This window comes from Streptomyces syringium, assembly GCF_017876625.1.
Taxonomy (GTDB): Bacteria; Actinomycetota; Actinomycetes; order Streptomycetales; family Streptomycetaceae; genus Streptomyces; species Streptomyces syringius.
The window spans coordinates 509237-527728 of sequence record NZ_JAGIOH010000001.1 but is presented as its reverse complement, the minus strand read 5'-3'; the positions used below and the strand labels follow the sequence as shown (position 1 = coordinate 527728).

The following is an 18492-nucleotide window of genomic DNA, read 5'->3' as shown; positions in this document are numbered from 1 at the left end:
GCGCCGCGCACTGCGCGTCAGCCGAAAGAACTGCCCGTCAGTCGAACCGGATGTGCCGTGCCCCCGTCCACGCCCGCCGCAGCCGGCCCCGGAGCGGACTGTCGGTATTCGGGGTGAGCGTCAGACCGGCGGAGTCCGCGACGTGGTCGGCGACCCGCGCGACCGGGATGTGGTCGGTCCACACATGCTCGGCGAACTCCGCCTCGCGCAGCCGCTCCAGACACACGTCGAGCTTCGACACCGCGAAGCTCTCCCGGCGCAAGGGTGCGTCCTTGCCGGCGACGAGCCGCACGGCGTGCCCGAAGCCACGCTCACTCAGCCGTCGCAGCACCGTCTCCCGCCGGGCCAGCAACGCGAAGTGCCGTACGTCATGGCCCCGTTCCCGCAGCCGGCCGACGGTCTCCCGGAAGTACTCCGGCTCCACGACCGTCATCGGCACGATCACCGTGCCCCCGTGCGCGGTGAGTGCCCGGTCCAGTACCTCGTACACGCCCTGCCGCCAGGCCGGGAGGTCCTGGAAGTCCCCGCGCAGGGCCGGGGGCATCATCCGGTGCAGGCCGAAGCCGACGTGTTCGGGGTCGCAGACGACGCTGCCGGGGAGTCGGCGCTGGATCTCGTGCGCGGTCTGCGTCTTTCCCCCTCCGAAGGGGCCGTTGATCCACAGGAGCATGGACAAGACCCTACGAGACCGTCTTCCTGTGGCGCGAAACGACAGCCCTGGCGCGAAACGACAGTCCGCCCCGGCCGGCCCGGTGTGCTGCCGGGCCGGCCGGCGCGCCCGGCGTCAGCGCGGTTGGTGGGCCAGGACCCGCGTCTGCTGCTCCGCCTTGGCCTCGGCCGCGTACCGGTCGACGTACTCCTGTTCCGACAGCTTCAGGAGCGCGTACATGATCTCGTCCGTGGCGGCCCGCAGTACCTCGCGCCGCTCCTCCATCCCCGCGTAGCGGGAGAAGTCCAGCGGCTTCCCGAAGCGGATGGTGATCGGCATGAGACGCGGGAGCCGGCGCCCGATCGGCTGGGACTCGAAGGTGCCGATCATCGCGCACGGAATCACCGGCGCCCCCGACCGTATCGCCATGGCCGCCACCCCCACCTTCCCCTTGTAGAGCCGCCCGTCGTGCGAGCGCGTCCCCTCGGGATAGATGCCGAGCAGCTCCCTTCTGCCCAGCACGCGCAGGCCCTCCTCGACCGCCGCCCGTCCGGCCCCCTCACCGGACCGGTCCACCGGGATCTGCCCGTTGGCCCGGAAGAACGCCGCGGTCAGCCGGCCTTTGAGGCCGCGGCCCGTGAAGTACTCCTTCTTGCACAGGAAGGTGACCCGGCGCTTGATCATCACGGGCATGAGGAAACTGTCGCAGAACGACAGATGGTTCCCCGCAATGATCGCCGCCCCCTCGTGCGGCACGTGCTCCAGCCCCTCGACTCTCGGCCGGAAGAGCCACCGCAGCAACGGCACCAGTACCACGGTCCTGAACACGTAGTAGAACAAGTCAGTGAGCCTCTCTCCGTCAGCGACCCCCGTGCCGAGGGACGGTAGACCGCGGGAGCGAGGAGCGGGAGAGTGCCACTTGAGCCATGAGAGGAGCGCCGGGGGTGGCCGGAAGTGGTGTTCGCGCACCGTGCCGCGAACGCGCCCGCTACTTCGCCGGTTCGCGCACGGCCTCGACGTCGACGATGACGTCGATCATGTCGCTCACGACCACCCCGCCCCGGTCGACCACATCGTTCCAACTGACCCCGAAGTCATGTCGGTTCACCCGCGCCTTGGCCGTGAAGCCGGCGCGCCGCCTGGGCCCGATGTCCCGGCCGTCCTCCCACCAAGGAGTGTCCCACTGCCCCAGATACGACACGTCGAAGGTCACGGGACGCGTCACTCCGCGTACGGTGAGATCGCCGGTGACCTCGAACCCGGTCGCGCTCACCTGGTGGACGCGTGAGGAGACGAACGTCCAGGTCGGGTGGTCGTCCACAGCGAAGAAGTCGGCACTGCGCAGATGGGCGTCACGCTCGGGCTGCCCGGTGTACACCTGGGTCGCGTCGATCGTCGCTTCGACACGGGCCTTCTCCGGCTCGTCGGGATCGACCTCCATCACGCCGCGCACGTTCTTGAACTGGCCGCGCACGTAGGTGACCATCATGTGCCTCGCGCAGAACTCCGCACCGGTGTGACCGGGCTCGAAGACCCACTTCGTCGTGACCATGGCAGCTCCCTGGTACGTGCCCCTTCAGCCAGCGTAGGACGGGAGCGCGTGGGATTCCTGCGGAGGGGAACGCGGGTACGGTGACCGGGTGGGGAACGTGTTCGGAGGCGGTGGTCACGACCTGGCCCTCGACCGCCACCGCCGGGACGAGCTCGGCTACGGGCCACCTTCGCCCTGAAATACCTGCACCGGTTCCGCCGCATCGTCGCGGCCTTCGACCCGTCCACCGCCACCGGGGAGCCGGACGAGCCGCCGGCTCCCCGTGACGTGATCCCCGCCTCCTGCGTCAGGGACCGGGTACTCACCCCGCTCGCCTGGTGCGACGTGTACATGCTCTGCGACCGCGACCGGGGTGTCTGAACCGGCCCGGCCGCTACAGCCGCCCGTACGCCATCCAGTTACCCGGAGTCTCCAGCGGCTGGAAGCCGATCTTCTCGTAGACGCCGTGGGCGTCCCCGGTCGAGAGCAGGATGCGGTTCAGGCCGAAGGGCGCGAGGTGGTCACGGACGGCCGTGACCAGCGCCGTACCGAGTCCCTTCCCCCGTGCCCGGCGGTCGACGTAGACATCGCACAGCCAGGCGAAGGTGGCGCGGTCCGTGACCACCCGCGCATAGGCGACCTGCGCGCCCGACGCCTTCTCGTAGGCACCGAAGTTCAGCGAACCGGCCATCGCGCTGTCCTGCTTCTCGCGGGAACGGCCAAGCGCCCAATAGGCGTCGGTGGAGAGCCAGTGATGGATCAAGGCGCCGTCCAGGCGGGCCGGGTCGCTGGTGAACTCATAGTCGTCGATCATGAAGGACGACCCTGCCACAGGCAGCCGGGACGCGCACCGGAGTATTCCCCGGACCGCGCCGGACCCGCTACGCCCGGATCACCGCAGGCCCGGCAGGCTCCGCAACTCGCCGATCTCGAAGGCCTTCGCGAGCAGCACGAACAGGAACACCATCGTGACGCCCCCCGCCGCCAGGCTCAGGGCCGGCGCCCACCCGGCCGCGACCAGGCCCGTCGGACAGGCACGGCCCGCGAGCCAGCCGAGCGTTCCCGCCGGCACCGCGGACGCCGTGAGCTTGCCGTAGGTGCGGCACAGCCTCCGGCCGTCGAGCCGGCCGTGCAGACGCCGCCGCAGCATCAGCGCGGTGACCAAGAGGCCCACGGCGTAGGAGACGGCATAGGCGGCGGCCATGCCGGTGACCGCCCAACGCGCGGGCAGCAAGAGATGACAGGCGGTGGCCCGGCCGATATTGACGGCACTGACCCACAGGGCCACCCGGAACGGTGTACGGGTGTCCTCGAAGGCATAGAAGCCGCGGAGCAGCAGGTACTGCGCGGAGAACGGCATCAGACCGAGTCCGAAGGCCTGGAGCATGTGTCCGAGAGGACGGGTGGACGCGGCATCGGCAGCGCCGTGCGCGAACAGCAGCTGCGCGATCTGCGGGCCGAAGGCGAGGAAGAAGAAGGCGGCGGGAACGATGACGACGCCACTGACCCGCAGGGCCCGGGAGAGATCCCCTCGTAGATCGTCGAGGCGGTGCTCGGCGACGGCCCGGGTCATCCGCGGCAGCAGCGCCGTGACCAGCGTGACCGTGACGATGGACTGCGGCAGCATCCAGATCGTCTGCGCGTAGGTGTAGGCGGTGAAGCCCACACCGTCGTGGGGCAGTGCCCTGTCCGCCGCGGTGGCGTAGTGCGTCACCACTGTGGTGGCCAGCAGGTTGACCAGCACGAACAACAGCGTCCAGCGAGCCGCCGCGACGCTCTTGCGCAATCCCGTGCCACGCCAGTCGAAGCGCGGCCTGAAGCGGAATCCGACGGCGCGGACGCAGGGAATCAACGCGAGGGCCTGTACGGCCAGGGCGAGCGTGGTGCCCAGCCCGAGCAGCGTCACCTGCGTCGGGGTGATGTCCTCCACCCGGTCCGGGATGGTCATCATGCCGACGTACACGCCGAACATCGCGATGAGGACGACGTTGTTGAGGACCGGAGTCCACATCATCGCCCCGAACCTTCCCCGGGCGTTGAGGACCTGTCCCAGGATGCTGAACAGTCCGTAGAAGAAGATCTGCGGAAGCAGGAACCGGGCGAAGACCACGGTCAGCTCGAACGCGGCGTGGTTCTCCGGTGAGTCCGTCTGGTAGACGCTGATGATCTGCGGTGCGGCCCACACGGCCAGCAGCGTGCCGATGCCGAGCACGGACAGCACGAGCGTCACGAGACGCTGCTCGAAGGCCAGCCCGCCATCGGGGTGCTCGGTCCGGGCCCGGACCAGCTGGGGCACCAGGACCGAGTTCAGAGCCCCTCCGATGAACAGGAAGTACAAGCTCGTCGGGACGACGTTGGCGTTGTTGTATGTGGTGGCGAGCAGGCCGGTCCCCAGGGCGCCGGCCTGGAGTATTTGTCTGATCAGTCCCGTCGCCCGGGACACCACCGTCCCCGCCGCCATCAGTAAGGACGAGCGCCTCAGCCCGCCCTTGTCCGCCCCCGGCTTCCGGGCGGCGTGCCGCCGCCTCCGTTGTTCGCGCGACCGTGTCGCCGCAGTGTTATTGCCCTCTGACATGGGCTCAAACCTACGGTGCCGAGATCATTCGCGGTCCTCCGTCGCATCCGGGCAGACGGGACGCACCCCGCCCCGTGCGACATGGCACCGCTCTCAGGCGCGGGGTCCGCCGTGGGACGGCCAGGGGTCGACGGGGCGCGGGGCGCCGCCTTCCGCGCAGCAGCGCAGGGCCTCCGCGGCTGCCCTGCGGCCGGCCTTGGCGAAGACCACCTCGTTGGAATCGACCTCGTGCCACTTCGCGTCGTGCAGCCGGACCCGGAAGGCCGCGGTGGGCACCCGGCGGGTACCGGACGCGCAGAGCGCGTGATGGACCCCGTGCTCGAACGCGTCCGCGAACTCGCGGGGGAGACGGTCCTCCGGCACCTCCGCGGCGAACTCGAAGAGGAGGCCCGACTCGGCGGGGAGCGGCTCGAAGTCGGTGGTGGCCATGGCGAAGACTCCGCAGGCGGCGGGCGTGACGAGCCGGACGCGCACATCACGGACGGGGCGGCCGGGCACGCTCGGCCGGGGCCCGGGCGCGTCGTACTCCGGCACCGGGTGCGTCGCCGTACGGGCGGGCGGCCAGCGGGTGATGTACGGGCGCGGGAGGACGCCTTCATGGATGCAGTGGCCCGCCTCACGGGCGGCCCGCCGGCCGGCCCACACGAAGCCGGCGGCGGTCGACTCGCCTTCGCGCCAGCGCGCGTCCCGCAGCCGCACGCGCACCGCGTACGGCGGTACGCCGTTGAACGACCACGCGCGCAGCTCCGAGAGAACGCCCTCGCCGAACGCCGCCCCGAACTCCGGCGGCAGCTCGGCGGCGGGCACGTCGTTGACGAACGCGAGGACGTCGGCGCCCTCGCCCCCGGGGACCAGCGGTTCGAAATCCGCCGACGCGAGGGCGTACGGCCGGAGGCCACCCGCGCTCGACAGGAACGCCTGCACGTCGCACACCGGCTGCTTCAGGCGGAGGGGGTAGTCGCGCACTCTGGGCATGGGACCACCGTAGGACCTCGTGCCGTGCTCGGGGCGGCATCACCGGCTCGCCACGACGGTGTCCCGGATGTGTGACTGTCCGTTCGTCCCCTTACCGTCCCGGGGCGCGGCGTACGGAGCCGATCGGTTCCGACGGAACCTGAACGGCCTTGCTCCGGGACGTCCGGGAGCGGCCCCGGCCGGGGCCGCCCCGACTGACCGTATGGACCGTCAACCTCGGCTTCTTACGATTCAGCAAGAGACCCTGAGAGACACCAAAAATCACCCTTCGCCCAAAAGGGGTCATTCTCTATTACGGATTGGCTCAACGGGCATACTTTCGCCTATCATTTGGACTGTCTTCGAGAAGGGAAAACCGCAATGGCCGTCAAGTTTGTCCAGGTCGACGAATCCGAAAAGGGTGAGCCGGGAGTGGAAGAGGCTGTCACCACTACGGTAGTCGGCGGCCAGACGCTTACGACGACAACCTACGGGCGTCTGCTCCAGCACGACGATCTGAAGCCGGATGTCACCGAGGGTGTTTTCTCGGTCGAGCTTCTGGTGGCAGCCAAGGGCACCGAGGAGTACGACACGGGGGAGCAGAACGAGGACGGCAGCCCGAAGATCGCCATGCGACCGTGCGTGGTCTACGAGCGCCGGGAGCTGGACATGGGCGAGGAAACCCTCAAGGAATACCTTGAGGCTCTTCAGCCTTATGTGGCTGCTTCCCGGGAGGCCCAGCAGGTTCCGGCGCAGGCCCGAAAGCGTCGCGCGAAGACGTCCAAGCCGACCGCGGGCGAGCCTGTATAACGGTTTTCAGCCAGGTGCCCCGAGGGTAATCTGCAAAGGCGGCCACCGATTCGGTGGTCGCCTTTTTAATGTCCCCGGTGAAGGGCGCGCACATTGCGGCAGTCAAATTCGGAAACGGCACGGCAGGGTTCCATTTCGGGCCGGCCGTCATCCCCGTAAAAGGCGCCACCCCGCACCTCTTCCCCGGTGCGGGGTGGTCTCTTCCTGTCCTGGCCGTCAAGGCCGCGCTTCACCGGCCGAGAAAACGCTCCACAGCCACCGCGAGGGCTTCGGGGGACTCCTCCGGTGCGTAGTGGCCGGCGTCCGGGAAAACGTCGAGTTCCGCGTGCGGGTACCACCGCAGCCACGTGGACTCCATCGCCTCGCCGCCCAGCGCCGGGTCGTGCGCCCCGGCGACGAGGAGCACCGGCACCTGGTTGCCCTCCACGCGCTCGTGGAAGTCCTCGCGCGCCCAGGAGTCCAGATACGCGCGGAAGGCGGCCGGCGAGGACCGCTCCACCGAGCGGCTCACCATGGCGTCCAGCCAGGCATCGTCGTGCCGCCCGCCCGTCGTGTTGTCGATGATCGCCCTGCGGTTGCCGGGATTCTCCGCGGCCCCGGCGAAGAGCCCCCAGGTCTCCTCGTCCATGGGAAATCCGGACGCGGGCACCGGAGAGACCCCGATGATCGAGCGGACGCGGGACGGCGCGTCCAGCAGCATCAGTTGGGCCGCCTTCGCGCCCATGGAGTGGCCGACGACCGAAAACGTCTCCCAGCCCAGTCGGTCGGCCACGGCGAGGGCGTCCCCGGCGGCCTCCTCCATGGTGAACGCGCCGGGCATGTCCCTCGCCTCGCCGTATCCGCGGCAGTCCAGGAACGCGTAACTGAACGCGTCACCGTTCAGGTGCTCGCGCATCGGCCCGAAGCTCGTACGGTCACCGAACCAGTTGTGGAGCAGCAGGCACCGTTCGGAGCCGCCGCCCTGTACCTCGTGCGGAACAACCTGTCCTGTCACCACGTCTCCCGGTCGTGAGGCGGTCGCTCAGTGCTGGTGGCCGGAGCCGGTGTCGGCGGCTGCCGGGCGGTCCAGTCTCGCGACCTCCGTCGGGTGGGGTCAATACGCCATGCCGTGACGACCGGTGCGGTATTCCGCTACGCCCGGACGGGGGAGCCCTGGCATCATGCGACGATGATCGAACACGAGACGACGGACCCCCGGCCCTTGCTTCGACGCCCCGATGAAGGGGAGTTGATGGACGTGGCGGGGGTCCGGCACTTCTTCAAGCTGACCGCCGAGCACACCGGGGGACGGTTCTCCTTCGAGGAGTTCACGCTGGAGCCGGGGATCGTGGGCGCCCGGCCCCACGTCCACCACGGACACGACGAGTATTTCTACGTACTGGAGGGCGAGTTGACCCTCCACAACGGGGACGGCGAGGTGACCGCCGGCCCCGGCACCCTGCTGGCGGCCGTTCGGGGGACACCCCACGGCTTCCGGAACGCGGGCACGGAGACCGCGAGGGCCCTGTGCCTGTACACCCCCGCCGGATACGAGGGGTACTTCCGCGAGGTGCACGCCGCGGTGGCCGCGGGTGCCGAGGTGACCGACGAACTGCTGGCGGAGTTCCGCGGCCGCTATCGCACGACGTCGAACTGAGTCCGTTCCCGAGCGGTGGGCGCCGGTTCGAGGGAAAGGCCTTCACCGGCCCGCCGGACTCCGGGCACCGGACAGGCGCGGCGGCACGGGGCCGTCCGGGCGCCGCCGCACCCAGGCGAGCATCACGACGGCCGCCACCGCCGCGAAGGCGCACCAGGTGGAGATGAACTCCAGCCGCCACAGCGCCGCGCAGATCACCGCCCCGGCCGCGACCAGCACCCCGAGGAGACGCAACAGCGGATCACCACCGAGCAGCAGAGAGCCGACCGTGGCGAGGAGATAACCCCCGACGATCAGCGGAGCGTGCGGCAGGTCGAGGACGTAGCCGAGCGTGTGGCCGCGGATCTGGGCCGTCACGGGCCGCGTGCCGAGGAAGTACGCGAGGACGCCGGAGGTGGCGATGCCCACGGCGGCGGGGGCCACCAACCGGCTCCGGGCGGCCGGCGGAGCGGCGAGCCATACGCCGAACGGAACCCATACCGCCAGCAGCGGCAGGGCGATGACGGCCCAGGCCAAGGTCGCGGGGCCCGTACCGCCGCCGGAACGCCAGACGGCGGACTCGACGATCTGATGGGTCCCCAGGAGCAGCGGAAGCGCACCGAGCGGCAGATCACGGGCACGGCGCAGCCGCACCACACAGACCACCCCGACCGCGGCGATGCCGCTGCCCGCCACGAGGTCCGCCGTCGCGCTCCAGCACATGACGCCGCCCAGAACCTGTTGCCGGAAACACGTGTGACTCGACGCTTCCAGCATGCACACCAAGGCGGTCGCGCGCACCGGCACCCATCCGCCGAAGGGCGTTGTCACAGGCATGTGGTGGGATCGAGTCGCACGATGCGGGAACGAACAGAGGGGGGCGCCCGGTGGCGCGTACGTACGGGCACGAAGCGGAGTCGCGGCGTCATGCCCTTCGGCTGTTGGTGCCGGGGTTGCCGCCGGAGGACAGGTCCGCGGTGAGGCGGCTGTTCGGGGAGGACGCGCCGGAGCCGGAGGCCGGGAAGCACGGCGGCGGAGGCGTGGCGCCCGGCGCGGCCCTGCGCGCGGCGCTCGCCGCGCCGGGCACCCCCGCACCCGCCCTCGGCCGGCTCGCCGACGCCGCGCGGCAGGCCGGTGAACTCGACGACGAGCTCGCGGCGGAACTGGTGGAGCGGGCCCGGCCCGCCCGCGCCCTGGCCGGCCTGCTGGGCCCCGCCGTCGTCCCCGGCGGCCGCGCGGCCGCCCGCCTGCGGGAGCTGGCCGCGCGGCACCTCGGCACGGATCCGGCCCGCTGGCGGGGCGTCCACGACGCGCTGGGCACGTACCGCGGCACCCTGCCCGAGCTGCTCGCCGCCGAGCCGGAGCCGGCCACCGACCCGATACCGCTCCCGCCCAGGACCATGCCCGCCACCGTGCGCCTGCTGCTGGAACACGCCCCACCGGAGGACGCGGCGGCCGCCCTCCCCACGCTGCCGGACACCACCCTCCGCGACATGCTGGCCACGGGTTCCCTCCCCGGCCCCGCCCTGACGGCCACCGTGGCCGCCCGGGGCGACCGACGTTCCCGTGCCGCGCTCGCCGGTCACCCCAGGCTGGACGCCCGCGTCCTCAAACGGCTCATCGCCGCCGACGACCCGGCCGTCAACGCTGCCGTCTACCGCAACCCCCGGTGCACCCCCTCCCTGCGCCGCGCCATCGCCCACGCGACGCACCGCGTACCGCTGGAGCCGGGGCTGCGTGCCGAACTGCTCTCCGCCACGGGCGACGTCCCCCGTACCTGGCACGTCCCGCTGCTCGCCTGTGGCGACCCCGAACTCGTCGTGAAGGCGCTCGGCCGGGGTGTGCGCAGGACGGCCCAGCGCTACGCCCTCGTGCGCGTCCGGGAGCTGCGCGGTCCGGACGCCGTGCGGCGCATGCTCGCCGACCCCTCGACCACGCGTCACCTCCACCCGGACATCAGCGCCGAAGCCGCCGCCGCGCTGGACGAACCGGACGGCGCCGCCCTGCTGCGTGCCCGGGGCGAGCCGTACGAGGACCCCGCCACGCTCACCCGGCTGCTGGCCACCGTGCGCGGCACCAGCACCCTCCGTGAGCTGATCGGCGAGCCGTACGCCCAGGACTTCCGGGCCCTGGCCGCCGCCAACCGGCTGACCCCCTTCATGCCGAAGGCCGCCGAGGAACTGGTCCGGCACGAGGACGCCACCGACGCGGACCGGGCAGACTTCTCGCTCAGCGTGCTGAACGCGTCGTGGCGGGCCGACGGCCGATACGGCGGCAACCTCACCCCACCCACCCGGCGGCTGGCCCAGGAGCCGCTGGACGACTCCGCCGGCGAATGGGCCACGGGAATGGTCCGTGTGGGATTCCTGGACCCCGTCGACATCGTGCGGCTCGCCCGCCCCGCCGCCCGCGCCGTGAGCGCGCTGGCCACCCTGGCGGATCGCGGCCTGCTGACCGAAGACGCCCGCGAGGCACTGCGCACCGCCGCACGGGCACACCTCTCGAACCGCCCCGAGACGTGGGAAGCACTGGCGCGCCTGGTGCCCGCGTTCGACGGCACCCTGCCCGAACTCCTCACGGTGGCAGGGCGGACACCACCGGCGGACGGCACGCACGGGAAGGCGGGGCACGGCTCCCGGGAACAGCCCGCTCCCGAGCAGGACGCGGCCTGCCCCACGGCGGTGGCGGACCCAGCCGACCACCGCCTTCCCGATGCCCCACGCGGCGCGCGCCAACGGGCGGCCCTGAGCGCCCTGGACCTGCTGCTCTCGCTCTGCCCCGACGACGCCCCTCTGCCCGACGACCCCGGCAGCCTCCACTTCCTCGCCCATCACGACCTCGTCGACTGCCCCGGCTGGGAGTCCCCGGACTGGCTGATGGACGCCTGCCGCGACCACGGGGTCGCACCCAAGGACGGCTGGTACGCCGCTCCCACCCGCGACGAGGTGCTGACCGAGCTCGCCCGCCCCCATGAAAGGACCGCCTGGCGCCTCGCCGAGCGGGCCTACACGCACGGCATCCTCCAGGCCGACGACATCCTCCACACCTTCCCCGCCTGCCAGTTGATCCACCTGCCGCACGACTGGCGGCGCCTGGCCTTCCCCGTGGCCTGGCGGAACGCGCTCGCCGAACTGCTCCACAGCGAGCTCGGCACCGACGCGGACGCCTGGCTGCGGCTGGCCGCGGCCGCGGCCGCAGAAGCCCACAGCGACAGTTGGCGGCGGGTCGACGGTGCCACCTGGCCCGAGGTCCTCGCCCGCTCCCGCACGCTGCCCGTACCCGACGGCGCCGGCATGGCAGCCCCGCGAGAGGACACCGAGGGCGGGGAGTCGGGGCACACCCCCGTCCCCGCCGGCCCCGACGCCGCCGTGCGTCTCCTCGCCCGGGGGAACCACCTGTGGCTGTGGCCGGTGGGCACCCTGCTCTGCCTGGCGCGTCCCGAGACCGTCGCCGCTGTACTGCCCCGCCTCGGGCCCGACGGCCCCTGGCTGCTCGCCGCGTATCTCCTCAGGTACGACCACACCCCGCAGGCCGCCTTCGAGCACCTCCTCCGGCTGCGCGACCCACAGGCACTGCGGGTCCTCGCCGAGCAGGCACGCTGGCTGACCGAAGACCTGGAGCACCGGCTGGCCGACCTCCAGGACCCTGCCACCGACCTGACGTTGATACGCAACAGCCAGCACCACTTCGTCCGGCGGCGCATCGCCACCACCGCGCCGTCCCGGGTGGCGGGCACACTGACCCGCGAGCTGCGGGCCGACCCCGCCGCGACCCCGCCCGGGGGCGCCCTCTGGCTCCAGTCGGCCGAACCGGACCTCATCGAACTCGTCTTCGCCCGGATGGGCAAACACCTGGGTCTCGCCCAGCAGACCGTCGGCTGCCTCAACCTCCTGCGGCACGGCGGCAGGCAGCGCCTCGCCTCCCTGGTGGGCAGCGGCCACCTCGGCCCCGCCGTGACCCGGCTCTGCCAGAAGGCGCTGGCGGCCGACGACCCCGCGGCCGCCGTCGCCGTCCTCAGCGCCCGCGCCGATCGCGAGCTGGCCACGGAGAAGTTCGCCGGGCGGCTGCGCCGCTGCGACCAGCGATGGTCGGCTACGAGCCGGATCCACGGCCTGCCCGGCGATCCGGACTGGGACGAGCTGGAAGCCGAACACCGCCGCGCGCCCATTCCGCACTGGTCGTTGCTGGTCAACCACCCCGGCGCTCCCGCCGAGCTCAGACTCCGCCACGCCGCGGACCTGCCCGTGCCCACACGCCGCGGGGCCACCACCGCGGATCCGGAAACCACACGCGCCCGGCTCCGCCACGGACTGGGCGATCACTTCCACGAACCGCTCACCGTCCAGCTCGACCACCTGCTCGGCGCCGGCCTGGTGACCGGCCCCGAGCTGGTCGGGGAGGTCGCCCCCGCCGCCCTGGTCCTCGGCTACCTCAACGCCGCCCGCCGCCGTACCGACGCCCCGGCTGCCGTGCGGGCGGCCCTGGAGGAGGTGGCCGCCCTGGTACGCGACCGCCTCGGCACCGACGCGGCGGCCTGGCGCCGTGTCTTCGACCGCCTCACCGAGCGCGACCCGGGATGGGAGCCCATCGGCCCGGTCTCCTCTCTGCTCGGCGTCTAGCCTTTCGAGCCGGGAATTCCGTTCCGCTCGGTGTTCGAGACTCTCCTGATCGTTTTGTATCGGATGGGTGAATTCTCATCTTGGTTCATTAAGTGCTGGTAGCCCGGAAAGTGCTTATGTGCCGGCGGGAACTCGCTGCCGGCCGACGCCGAACAGTCGTCCGCCACCGGATCGGCGGAGTACCGGTCCTGTACAGGTCTGGAGTGGTGATGGCGTACCGCGTACCGGAATCCTCGCGAGCGTGTGAGGCTTCCGTCCCACTGGCCGTGGTGGGGGTGGCGTGTCGTCTGCCGGGCGGGATCACCGGGCTGGGCGGGTTGTGGTCCGCGCTGCTCCAGGAAAGGGAGCTGATCAGCAGGACACCGCCCGCGGACCGGTTCGACGCGGCGAGGTTCTGCGATCCGGACCCCGCACGGCCGGGGCGCGCCTACACGATGGCGGGCGGCTACCTGGAAGATGTGACGGGGTTCGACCCGGAGTACTTCGGGATTTCCCCGCGTGAGGCGAAGCACATGGATCCGCAGCAGCGGATGCTGCTGGAGATGACGGCGGAGGCGCTGGACGACGCGGCCATCGACCCGGCCGCCCTGGCCGGGTCCGACACCGCTGTCTTCGTCGGCATCTCCGACATGTCCTACGGCGTGCTGCAGACGGCGCGGGTGGAGGAGATCACCCCTTACTCGATGAGCGGTTCGTCTCTGTCGATCGCGGCGAACCGGCTCTCGTATGCCTTCGACTTCCGCGGCCCCAGCATGGCGGTGGACACCGCTTGTTCCTCGTCGCTGATCGCCGTGCACCAGGCGTGCGAGGCCCTGCGTGCGGGAGTCGGCCGGGTGGCTGTCGCGGGTGGCGCGCAAGTACTGCTCAGTCCGTACCACTACATCGGGTTCTCGAAGGCGATGATGCTCTCGCCGCGCGGGCGGTGCGCGGCGTTCTCCGCGCAGGCCGACGGCTACGTGCGGGCCGAGGGCGGCGGGGTGGTGGTGCTCAAGCGGCTGGCGGACGCGCTGGCGGACGGCGACCGGGTGCACGCGGTGATCGCGGCCAGTGGCACGAACTGCGACGGGCGCACGTCGGCGATGACCGTTCCGAGCACGGAGATGCAGCGCAGACTGCTGGGCGAGGTGTACGAGCGGGCCGGGGCCGCCCCGGACCAGTTGCTGTACTTCGAGGCGCACGGCACGGGTACCCCGGTGGGGGACCCGCTGGAGTGCCGGGCGGTGGGAGAGGCCCTGGGAGTACGCCGCACCAGCGGGCCGTTGCCGTTCGGTTCGGTGAAGACCAGCCTGGGGCATCTGGAGCCGGCGTCCGGGATGGCGGGGTTGTTCAAGGGCATGCTGGTGCTCCGGCACGGCCTCATCCCGGCGTCCTTGCACGCGGAGCCGGTGAACCCGGACATCGATTTCGCCGGGCTCAACCTCCGCCTCGTCGCCGGCACACGCCCGGTCGCGCGGCTTGAGGGCGGCGTGGTGGGGGTGAACAGCTTCGGCTTCGGCGGCGCGAACGCCCACGTGGTACTCGAAGCGGCGCCACCGCGCCGCCCAGCGGCTCCGGCCGAGCACGAGGGGCCGTTGGCCCTGATGGTGTCCGCCCGGAGCCGCACGGCGCTGGCGGAGGCGGCCCGGACGGCCGCCGCCCACGCGCGCACGGTGGCGCGGGAAGATTTCTACGACCTCTGCTGGACGGCCTCACAGCGCCGGGGCCTGCACCCTCACCGCGCCGTCGTCCTCGCCACCGGCCCCCAGGACGCGGCCGAGCAACTGGAGATGCTCGCGACGGACGAGACGGTACTGGCGGAATCCGAGGCACACGTGCAGCGTCCACTGTCGGATCCCCCGGGGGGCGTGGCATTCGTCTTCTGCGGCAACGGCACCCAGTGGACGGGCATGGGGGCCGCTCTCATGGCGCAGGAGCCGGTCTTCCGGCGGGCTGTCGAGGAGGCGGATGCCCACCTGGAACCCCTGCTGGGATGGTCGGTGGCAGCCCTGCTGGCCACCGACCACCAGGGCGACAGTGCCGAGCCGATGACCGATATCACTGTGGCGCAGCCGGCGCTGTTCGCCTTCCAGGTGGGCCTGGTGGCGATGCTGGAGGCGTGCGGGGTGCGTCCGGCTGCTGTGCTGGGGCACAGTTCCGGCGAGATCCCGGCGGCGTACGCCTGCGGTGCGCTGGACCTGGCGCAGGCGGCACGGGTGGTGGATGCGCGCAGTCGGGCGCAGGCGGTGACGGCCGGCACCGGCCGGATGGCCGCGGTCGGCCTGAGCGAGAACCAGGCACGGGAGGCCATCGCCCCGTACGGCGGGTGTCTGGAGGTCGCCGCGGTCAACAGTGGCCGGGATGTGACCGTGGCCGGTCGGGCCGATGCCTTGCGCGCCATGGGGCACATGCTGGCCGAGCGCGGAGTGTTCTACCGTGAACTCGCGGTGGACCACGGCTTCCACAGTGCTCTGATGGACGTCGTGGAGGAGCCGCTGCGTGCGGCACTGGCCGGCCTTGAGCCCGGCGCGCCGCGGGTGCCGATGTATTCCACGGTGACCGGTGCACCGGTGGAGGCCGGGGAGCTGGACGGTGCGTATTGGTGGCACAACGTGCGACGCCCCGTCCGGTTCGCCGATGCCGTCCGGCGTGCTGTGGGAGCGGGGCTTGCGGCGGTGGTGGAGATCGCCCCGCAGCCGGCGCTGTCCGGTCCGTTGCACCGGCTGGCCGCCGACGCCCCCGGCGGCGCGTTCCCCGTCGTCTCTGCCTTGCCCCGGGGGAAGTGCGACGGGGCGGCGGCCCGCCGCGCGGCCACGCGCCTCCTGGCTGCCCGGGGCCGCGGCGCCATGGACGGCTGGTTTCCCCGGACGGGGCACGTGGCCGATCTGCCGCCCTATCCGTGGCAGCGCGAGCGGTATTGGCACGGCACGCCGGAGCACTGGATCCGTACCAGCGGTGACGGAGTGCTGGTGCACCCGCTGCTGGGCGAACGCGCTCCGGGCCTCGAACCCCGGTGGTACGCGGCCGTCGAGCGCACCAGGACCCCCTGGCTGACCGACCACCGCATCGCCGGGGTGGTGGTGATGCCGGCCGCGGGGTACGTGGAGATGGCCCTGGCCGCCGCGCGCGAGGTCTTCGGCGCCGGCCTCCCGGCGGAGATCAGCGACCTGGACATCACCCGCGCTCTGGCCCTGCCCTGGGACGCGGCGATGGACATCCGTGTGGAGACGTCCCTCAGTGACGAGGACGGCATCTTCCGTATCGCCAGCAGCGTCGGCGAGGCCGGTGGCTGGCGGCTGCACGCCCGCGGACGCATCCGGCCTCTGACAGCGGCGCCTTCGGACCCGGTGGTCACCAGCGCGGTCGGCAAGCGGTTGCCCCGGCCGTTCACCGGAGAAGAGCTCTACGCGGCGATGAAACGCGGCGGTCTCGAGTACGGCCCGGCCTTCCGGGTCCTGCGGGACGTGCACGCCGGCGACAGCGAGGTCCTTGCCGCCTACCGCTGCGAGGTGCCGGACGGCGGCTACGGCGGCTACATCGTCCACCCCGCCCTGCTGGACGGCGCGCTGCAGGCCGGGACACCGCTGATGCTGGACACGCGGACCGGATACCTGCCGGCGGGCATCGACCGGGTCCGCCACTGGGCCCGCCCTGCCCCCCAAGGGCTGATCCATGTCCGGCAGCGATCACGGACCACACGGGAAGTGGTGTGGGACATCGCCGTGCTGGGCTGCGACGGTGCCGTGGCGGTGGAGCTGACCGGCTGCCGTCTGCACAGCGTCGGTCCGTGGAACACCGACCGCGGCAAGGAGTACACCTCGGTGCTGCGGGCCGCACCCCTGCCCGGGCAGCCGGTGCGGCGGTGGACACCGCCGTCGCCGAGCGAGGTGGCCGCGGCCGCGCGAAGGACATGGCACCCGTCGCGGGAGACCGAGCCCGATCAGCAGTACGCCAAGCTGCTGGCGATGAGGACGCGTATGAACGCCGTCGGTGCGCTCAGGGCTTTCGAGCAGTTGCTGCCCGGCCGGGAGACGTTCACGTTCGAGGACCTGGTTGCGGCCGGGGTGCAGCCACGGCACGAGAAGCTGGTGCGGCTCCTCGCGCGCACGGCCCAGGACGAGGGGCTGCTGGCCGACGACCACGGTTCCTGGCGCCGGCTGGGAGAGCCACCGGACCTGCCGGAGCTCTCCGACCTGTCCGGCCTGGCTTCCTGGGTCGCCTCGGTCTCCCTCCAGGTGCGGTTCGCGGCGCATCTGGCGGACCTGTGGTGCGGGCGCCGGGATCCGCTGGACCTGATGTTCCAGGACAGCGGTCCGGAGATGATCCAGCAGTACTACGACCTCGATCCCAGCACCCGCGTGCACAACCGCATGGCCACGCACGTGCTGAGCGCCCTCCTGCGGGCCTGGCCGCGGGACAGGCCCCTGCGCATCCTCGAGGTCGGCGCGGGAACCGGCGGACTCGCCGCTCACCTGCTGCCCCTGCTGGACGACCGTGCCCACTACACCTTCACCGATATCTCCGCCACGTTCTTCCCGGCCGCCCAAGCACGCTTCGACGCCCACATCCCCCGCATGACCTACCGCACCCTCGACCTCGACACCGACCCCGTCCGGCAGGGCTACGCGGAAGGCTCCTTCGACCTCGTCATTGCCGGATACGCCCTGCACACGGCCGCGGACCTGCGAGCCGGCCTGCGGCGGCTGGCCCGGCTGACCGCACCCGGCGGACATCTGATGACACTGGAGGTCCACGACCTGCCGCTCCTCGCCATGGTGTTCGGCACCCTCGAAAATTTCTGGCATGCCCAGGACCGCGACCTGCGACCGGACAGCATCCTGCTGCCCCGACGGCAATGGCTCACGGTCCTGGCCGACAGCGGCTTCGAGGACGTCGTTCAGCCCATTCCCGAGCCCGCGCCCTTGCAGGACGCGTTCTCCGTCCTCCTCGCCCGCACCCCACCCACCGGTGAGCGGCAAGCGGCCGTCACCGAACTCCAGCCCCCGGCCGTCGGCTCCTGGCTGCTGTTCACCGAGCACGACGACGAGGAAGAACTCGCCCGCCTGCTGGCCGGCGAACTGGCTGCTGCCGGATGCGCCTCGGCAGACGTGACGCCCTGTCCACCGGACCACCCCACCTGGCAGGAAGCACTCGCCGCTGCCCCGGATGCCGCCGTCGTGCTGATGCTCGGCAGCGCACACGACCGGGCCGCCGACCGCGATCCCGTGGCCGGCGTCGAACTGGCTGTGGGCCGGGCCGCGATGCTGCGGTGCCTGGCCCGCGCCGAACCCGACCGGACAGGCCGGCCCCGCCACCTCGTACTCGTCACCCACCCCAGCGGGGCGCTGCCCGCCCCGGAACGTCCGGCCTTCCCCGGCCAGGCCACCGTCTGGGCCGCGACGCGCACCCTGGCCCACGAGCTCCCCATCGCCGTGCGGCGCATCTCCCTCGACCGCGGCCCCGAACCGGCGCAGGACGCCGTGCGGCTCGCCCGGGAGCTGCTCGCCGGCCACTCGCCCGAGGACAGCCAGAGCCTGCCCGCCGTGCACGACGAGGTCGCCCTCACCCACCACGGACGGTTCGTGCACTGCGTCCAGGAAGCCCAGCCCGCCACCCGAACCGCAGAATCCGGCACGCCGGCCGCCTACCGGCTGGAGCTCAAGGACCAAGGGCTCGCTTACCGCCTGCGATGGACCGAGATCGCGCCGTTCGAACCCGGGCCGGAGGACGTGGTGATCGCGGTGCACGCCGCAGCCTGAACTA

The 18492-nt window shown here is 71.8% G+C and carries 12 protein-coding genes; 4 read left to right on the top strand and 8 right to left on the bottom strand.

Going from position 1 to position 18492, the window contains the following annotated elements; all coding sequences use genetic code 11:
* Positions 1 to 37 precede the first annotated feature (37 nt).
* The 6 genes from JO379_RS02375 to JO379_RS02350 form a co-directional block, all read right to left on the bottom strand.
* Positions 38 to 670 carry an AAA family ATPase gene (locus JO379_RS02375; protein ID WP_209513544.1) on the bottom strand — a complete coding sequence of 211 codons (633 nt, stop codon included), beginning with the start codon at positions 668 to 670 and terminating at the stop codon, positions 38 to 40.
* A gap of 114 nt (positions 671 to 784) precedes the next feature.
* Positions 785 to 1489 (bottom strand): lysophospholipid acyltransferase family protein, encoded by a 705-nt coding sequence (locus JO379_RS02370; RefSeq protein WP_209513543.1) that lies wholly within the window; start codon positions 1487 to 1489, stop codon positions 785 to 787.
* A 148-nt stretch (positions 1490 to 1637) separates the two neighbouring features.
* On the bottom strand, positions 1638 to 2201 hold the full coding sequence (locus JO379_RS02365; RefSeq protein WP_209513542.1) for a YceI family protein: 564 nt from the start codon (positions 2199 to 2201) through the stop codon (positions 1638 to 1640).
* A 373-nt stretch (positions 2202 to 2574) separates the two neighbouring features.
* Positions 2575 to 2994, bottom strand: coding sequence for a GNAT family N-acetyltransferase (locus tag JO379_RS02360; RefSeq protein ID WP_209513541.1), 420 nt, complete (start codon positions 2992 to 2994; stop codon positions 2575 to 2577).
* 78 nt (positions 2995 to 3072) lie between these two features.
* Positions 3073 to 4755 carry a murein biosynthesis integral membrane protein MurJ gene (gene murJ, locus JO379_RS02355; protein WP_209513540.1) on the bottom strand — a complete coding sequence of 561 codons (1683 nt, stop codon included), beginning with the start codon at positions 4753 to 4755 and terminating at the stop codon, positions 3073 to 3075.
* Between the two features lie 93 nt (positions 4756 to 4848).
* Positions 4849 to 5730 carry a hypothetical protein gene (locus tag JO379_RS02350; RefSeq protein ID WP_209513539.1) on the bottom strand — a complete coding sequence of 294 codons (882 nt, stop codon included), beginning with the start codon at positions 5728 to 5730 and terminating at the stop codon, positions 4849 to 4851.
* 360 nt (positions 5731 to 6090) lie between these two features.
* On the opposite strand from JO379_RS02350, the gene JO379_RS02345 reads away from it, so the two are divergent.
* The gene (locus JO379_RS02345) at positions 6091 to 6519 is read left to right on the top strand and encodes a hypothetical protein (protein ID WP_209513538.1); all 429 of its coding nucleotides are present in this window, start codon (positions 6091 to 6093) and stop codon (positions 6517 to 6519) included.
* 229 nt (positions 6520 to 6748) lie between these two features.
* Here the strand turns inward: JO379_RS02345 and JO379_RS02340 are convergent, their stop codons facing one another.
* Positions 6749 to 7513 carry an alpha/beta fold hydrolase gene (locus JO379_RS02340; RefSeq protein ID WP_209513537.1) on the bottom strand — a complete coding sequence of 255 codons (765 nt, stop codon included), beginning with the start codon at positions 7511 to 7513 and terminating at the stop codon, positions 6749 to 6751.
* Positions 7514 to 7687: 174 nt separating this feature from the next.
* On the opposite strand from JO379_RS02340, the gene JO379_RS02335 reads away from it, so the two are divergent.
* Positions 7688 to 8155, top strand: coding sequence for a cupin domain-containing protein (locus tag JO379_RS02335; protein WP_209513536.1), 468 nt, complete (start codon positions 7688 to 7690; stop codon positions 8153 to 8155).
* Between the two features lie 42 nt (positions 8156 to 8197).
* Here the strand turns inward: JO379_RS02335 and JO379_RS02330 are convergent, their stop codons facing one another.
* The gene (locus tag JO379_RS02330; protein WP_209518445.1) at positions 8198 to 8857 is read right to left on the bottom strand and encodes a DUF6629 family protein; all 660 of its coding nucleotides are present in this window, start codon (positions 8855 to 8857) and stop codon (positions 8198 to 8200) included.
* A gap of 254 nt (positions 8858 to 9111) precedes the next feature.
* Here JO379_RS02330 and JO379_RS02325 point away from each other — a divergent pair, with 254 nt between their 5' ends.
* Together JO379_RS02325 and JO379_RS02320 are read left to right on the top strand one after the other, a co-directional pair.
* Positions 9112 to 12753: a hypothetical protein gene (locus JO379_RS02325; protein ID WP_209513535.1), complete on the top strand. Its 3642-nt coding sequence runs from the start codon at positions 9112 to 9114 to the stop codon at positions 12751 to 12753.
* Between the two features lie 116 nt (positions 12754 to 12869).
* Positions 12870 to 18488, top strand: coding sequence for a polyketide synthase (locus JO379_RS02320; protein WP_307841863.1), 5619 nt, complete (start codon positions 12870 to 12872; stop codon positions 18486 to 18488).
* Positions 18489 to 18492: the final 4 nt, after the last annotated feature.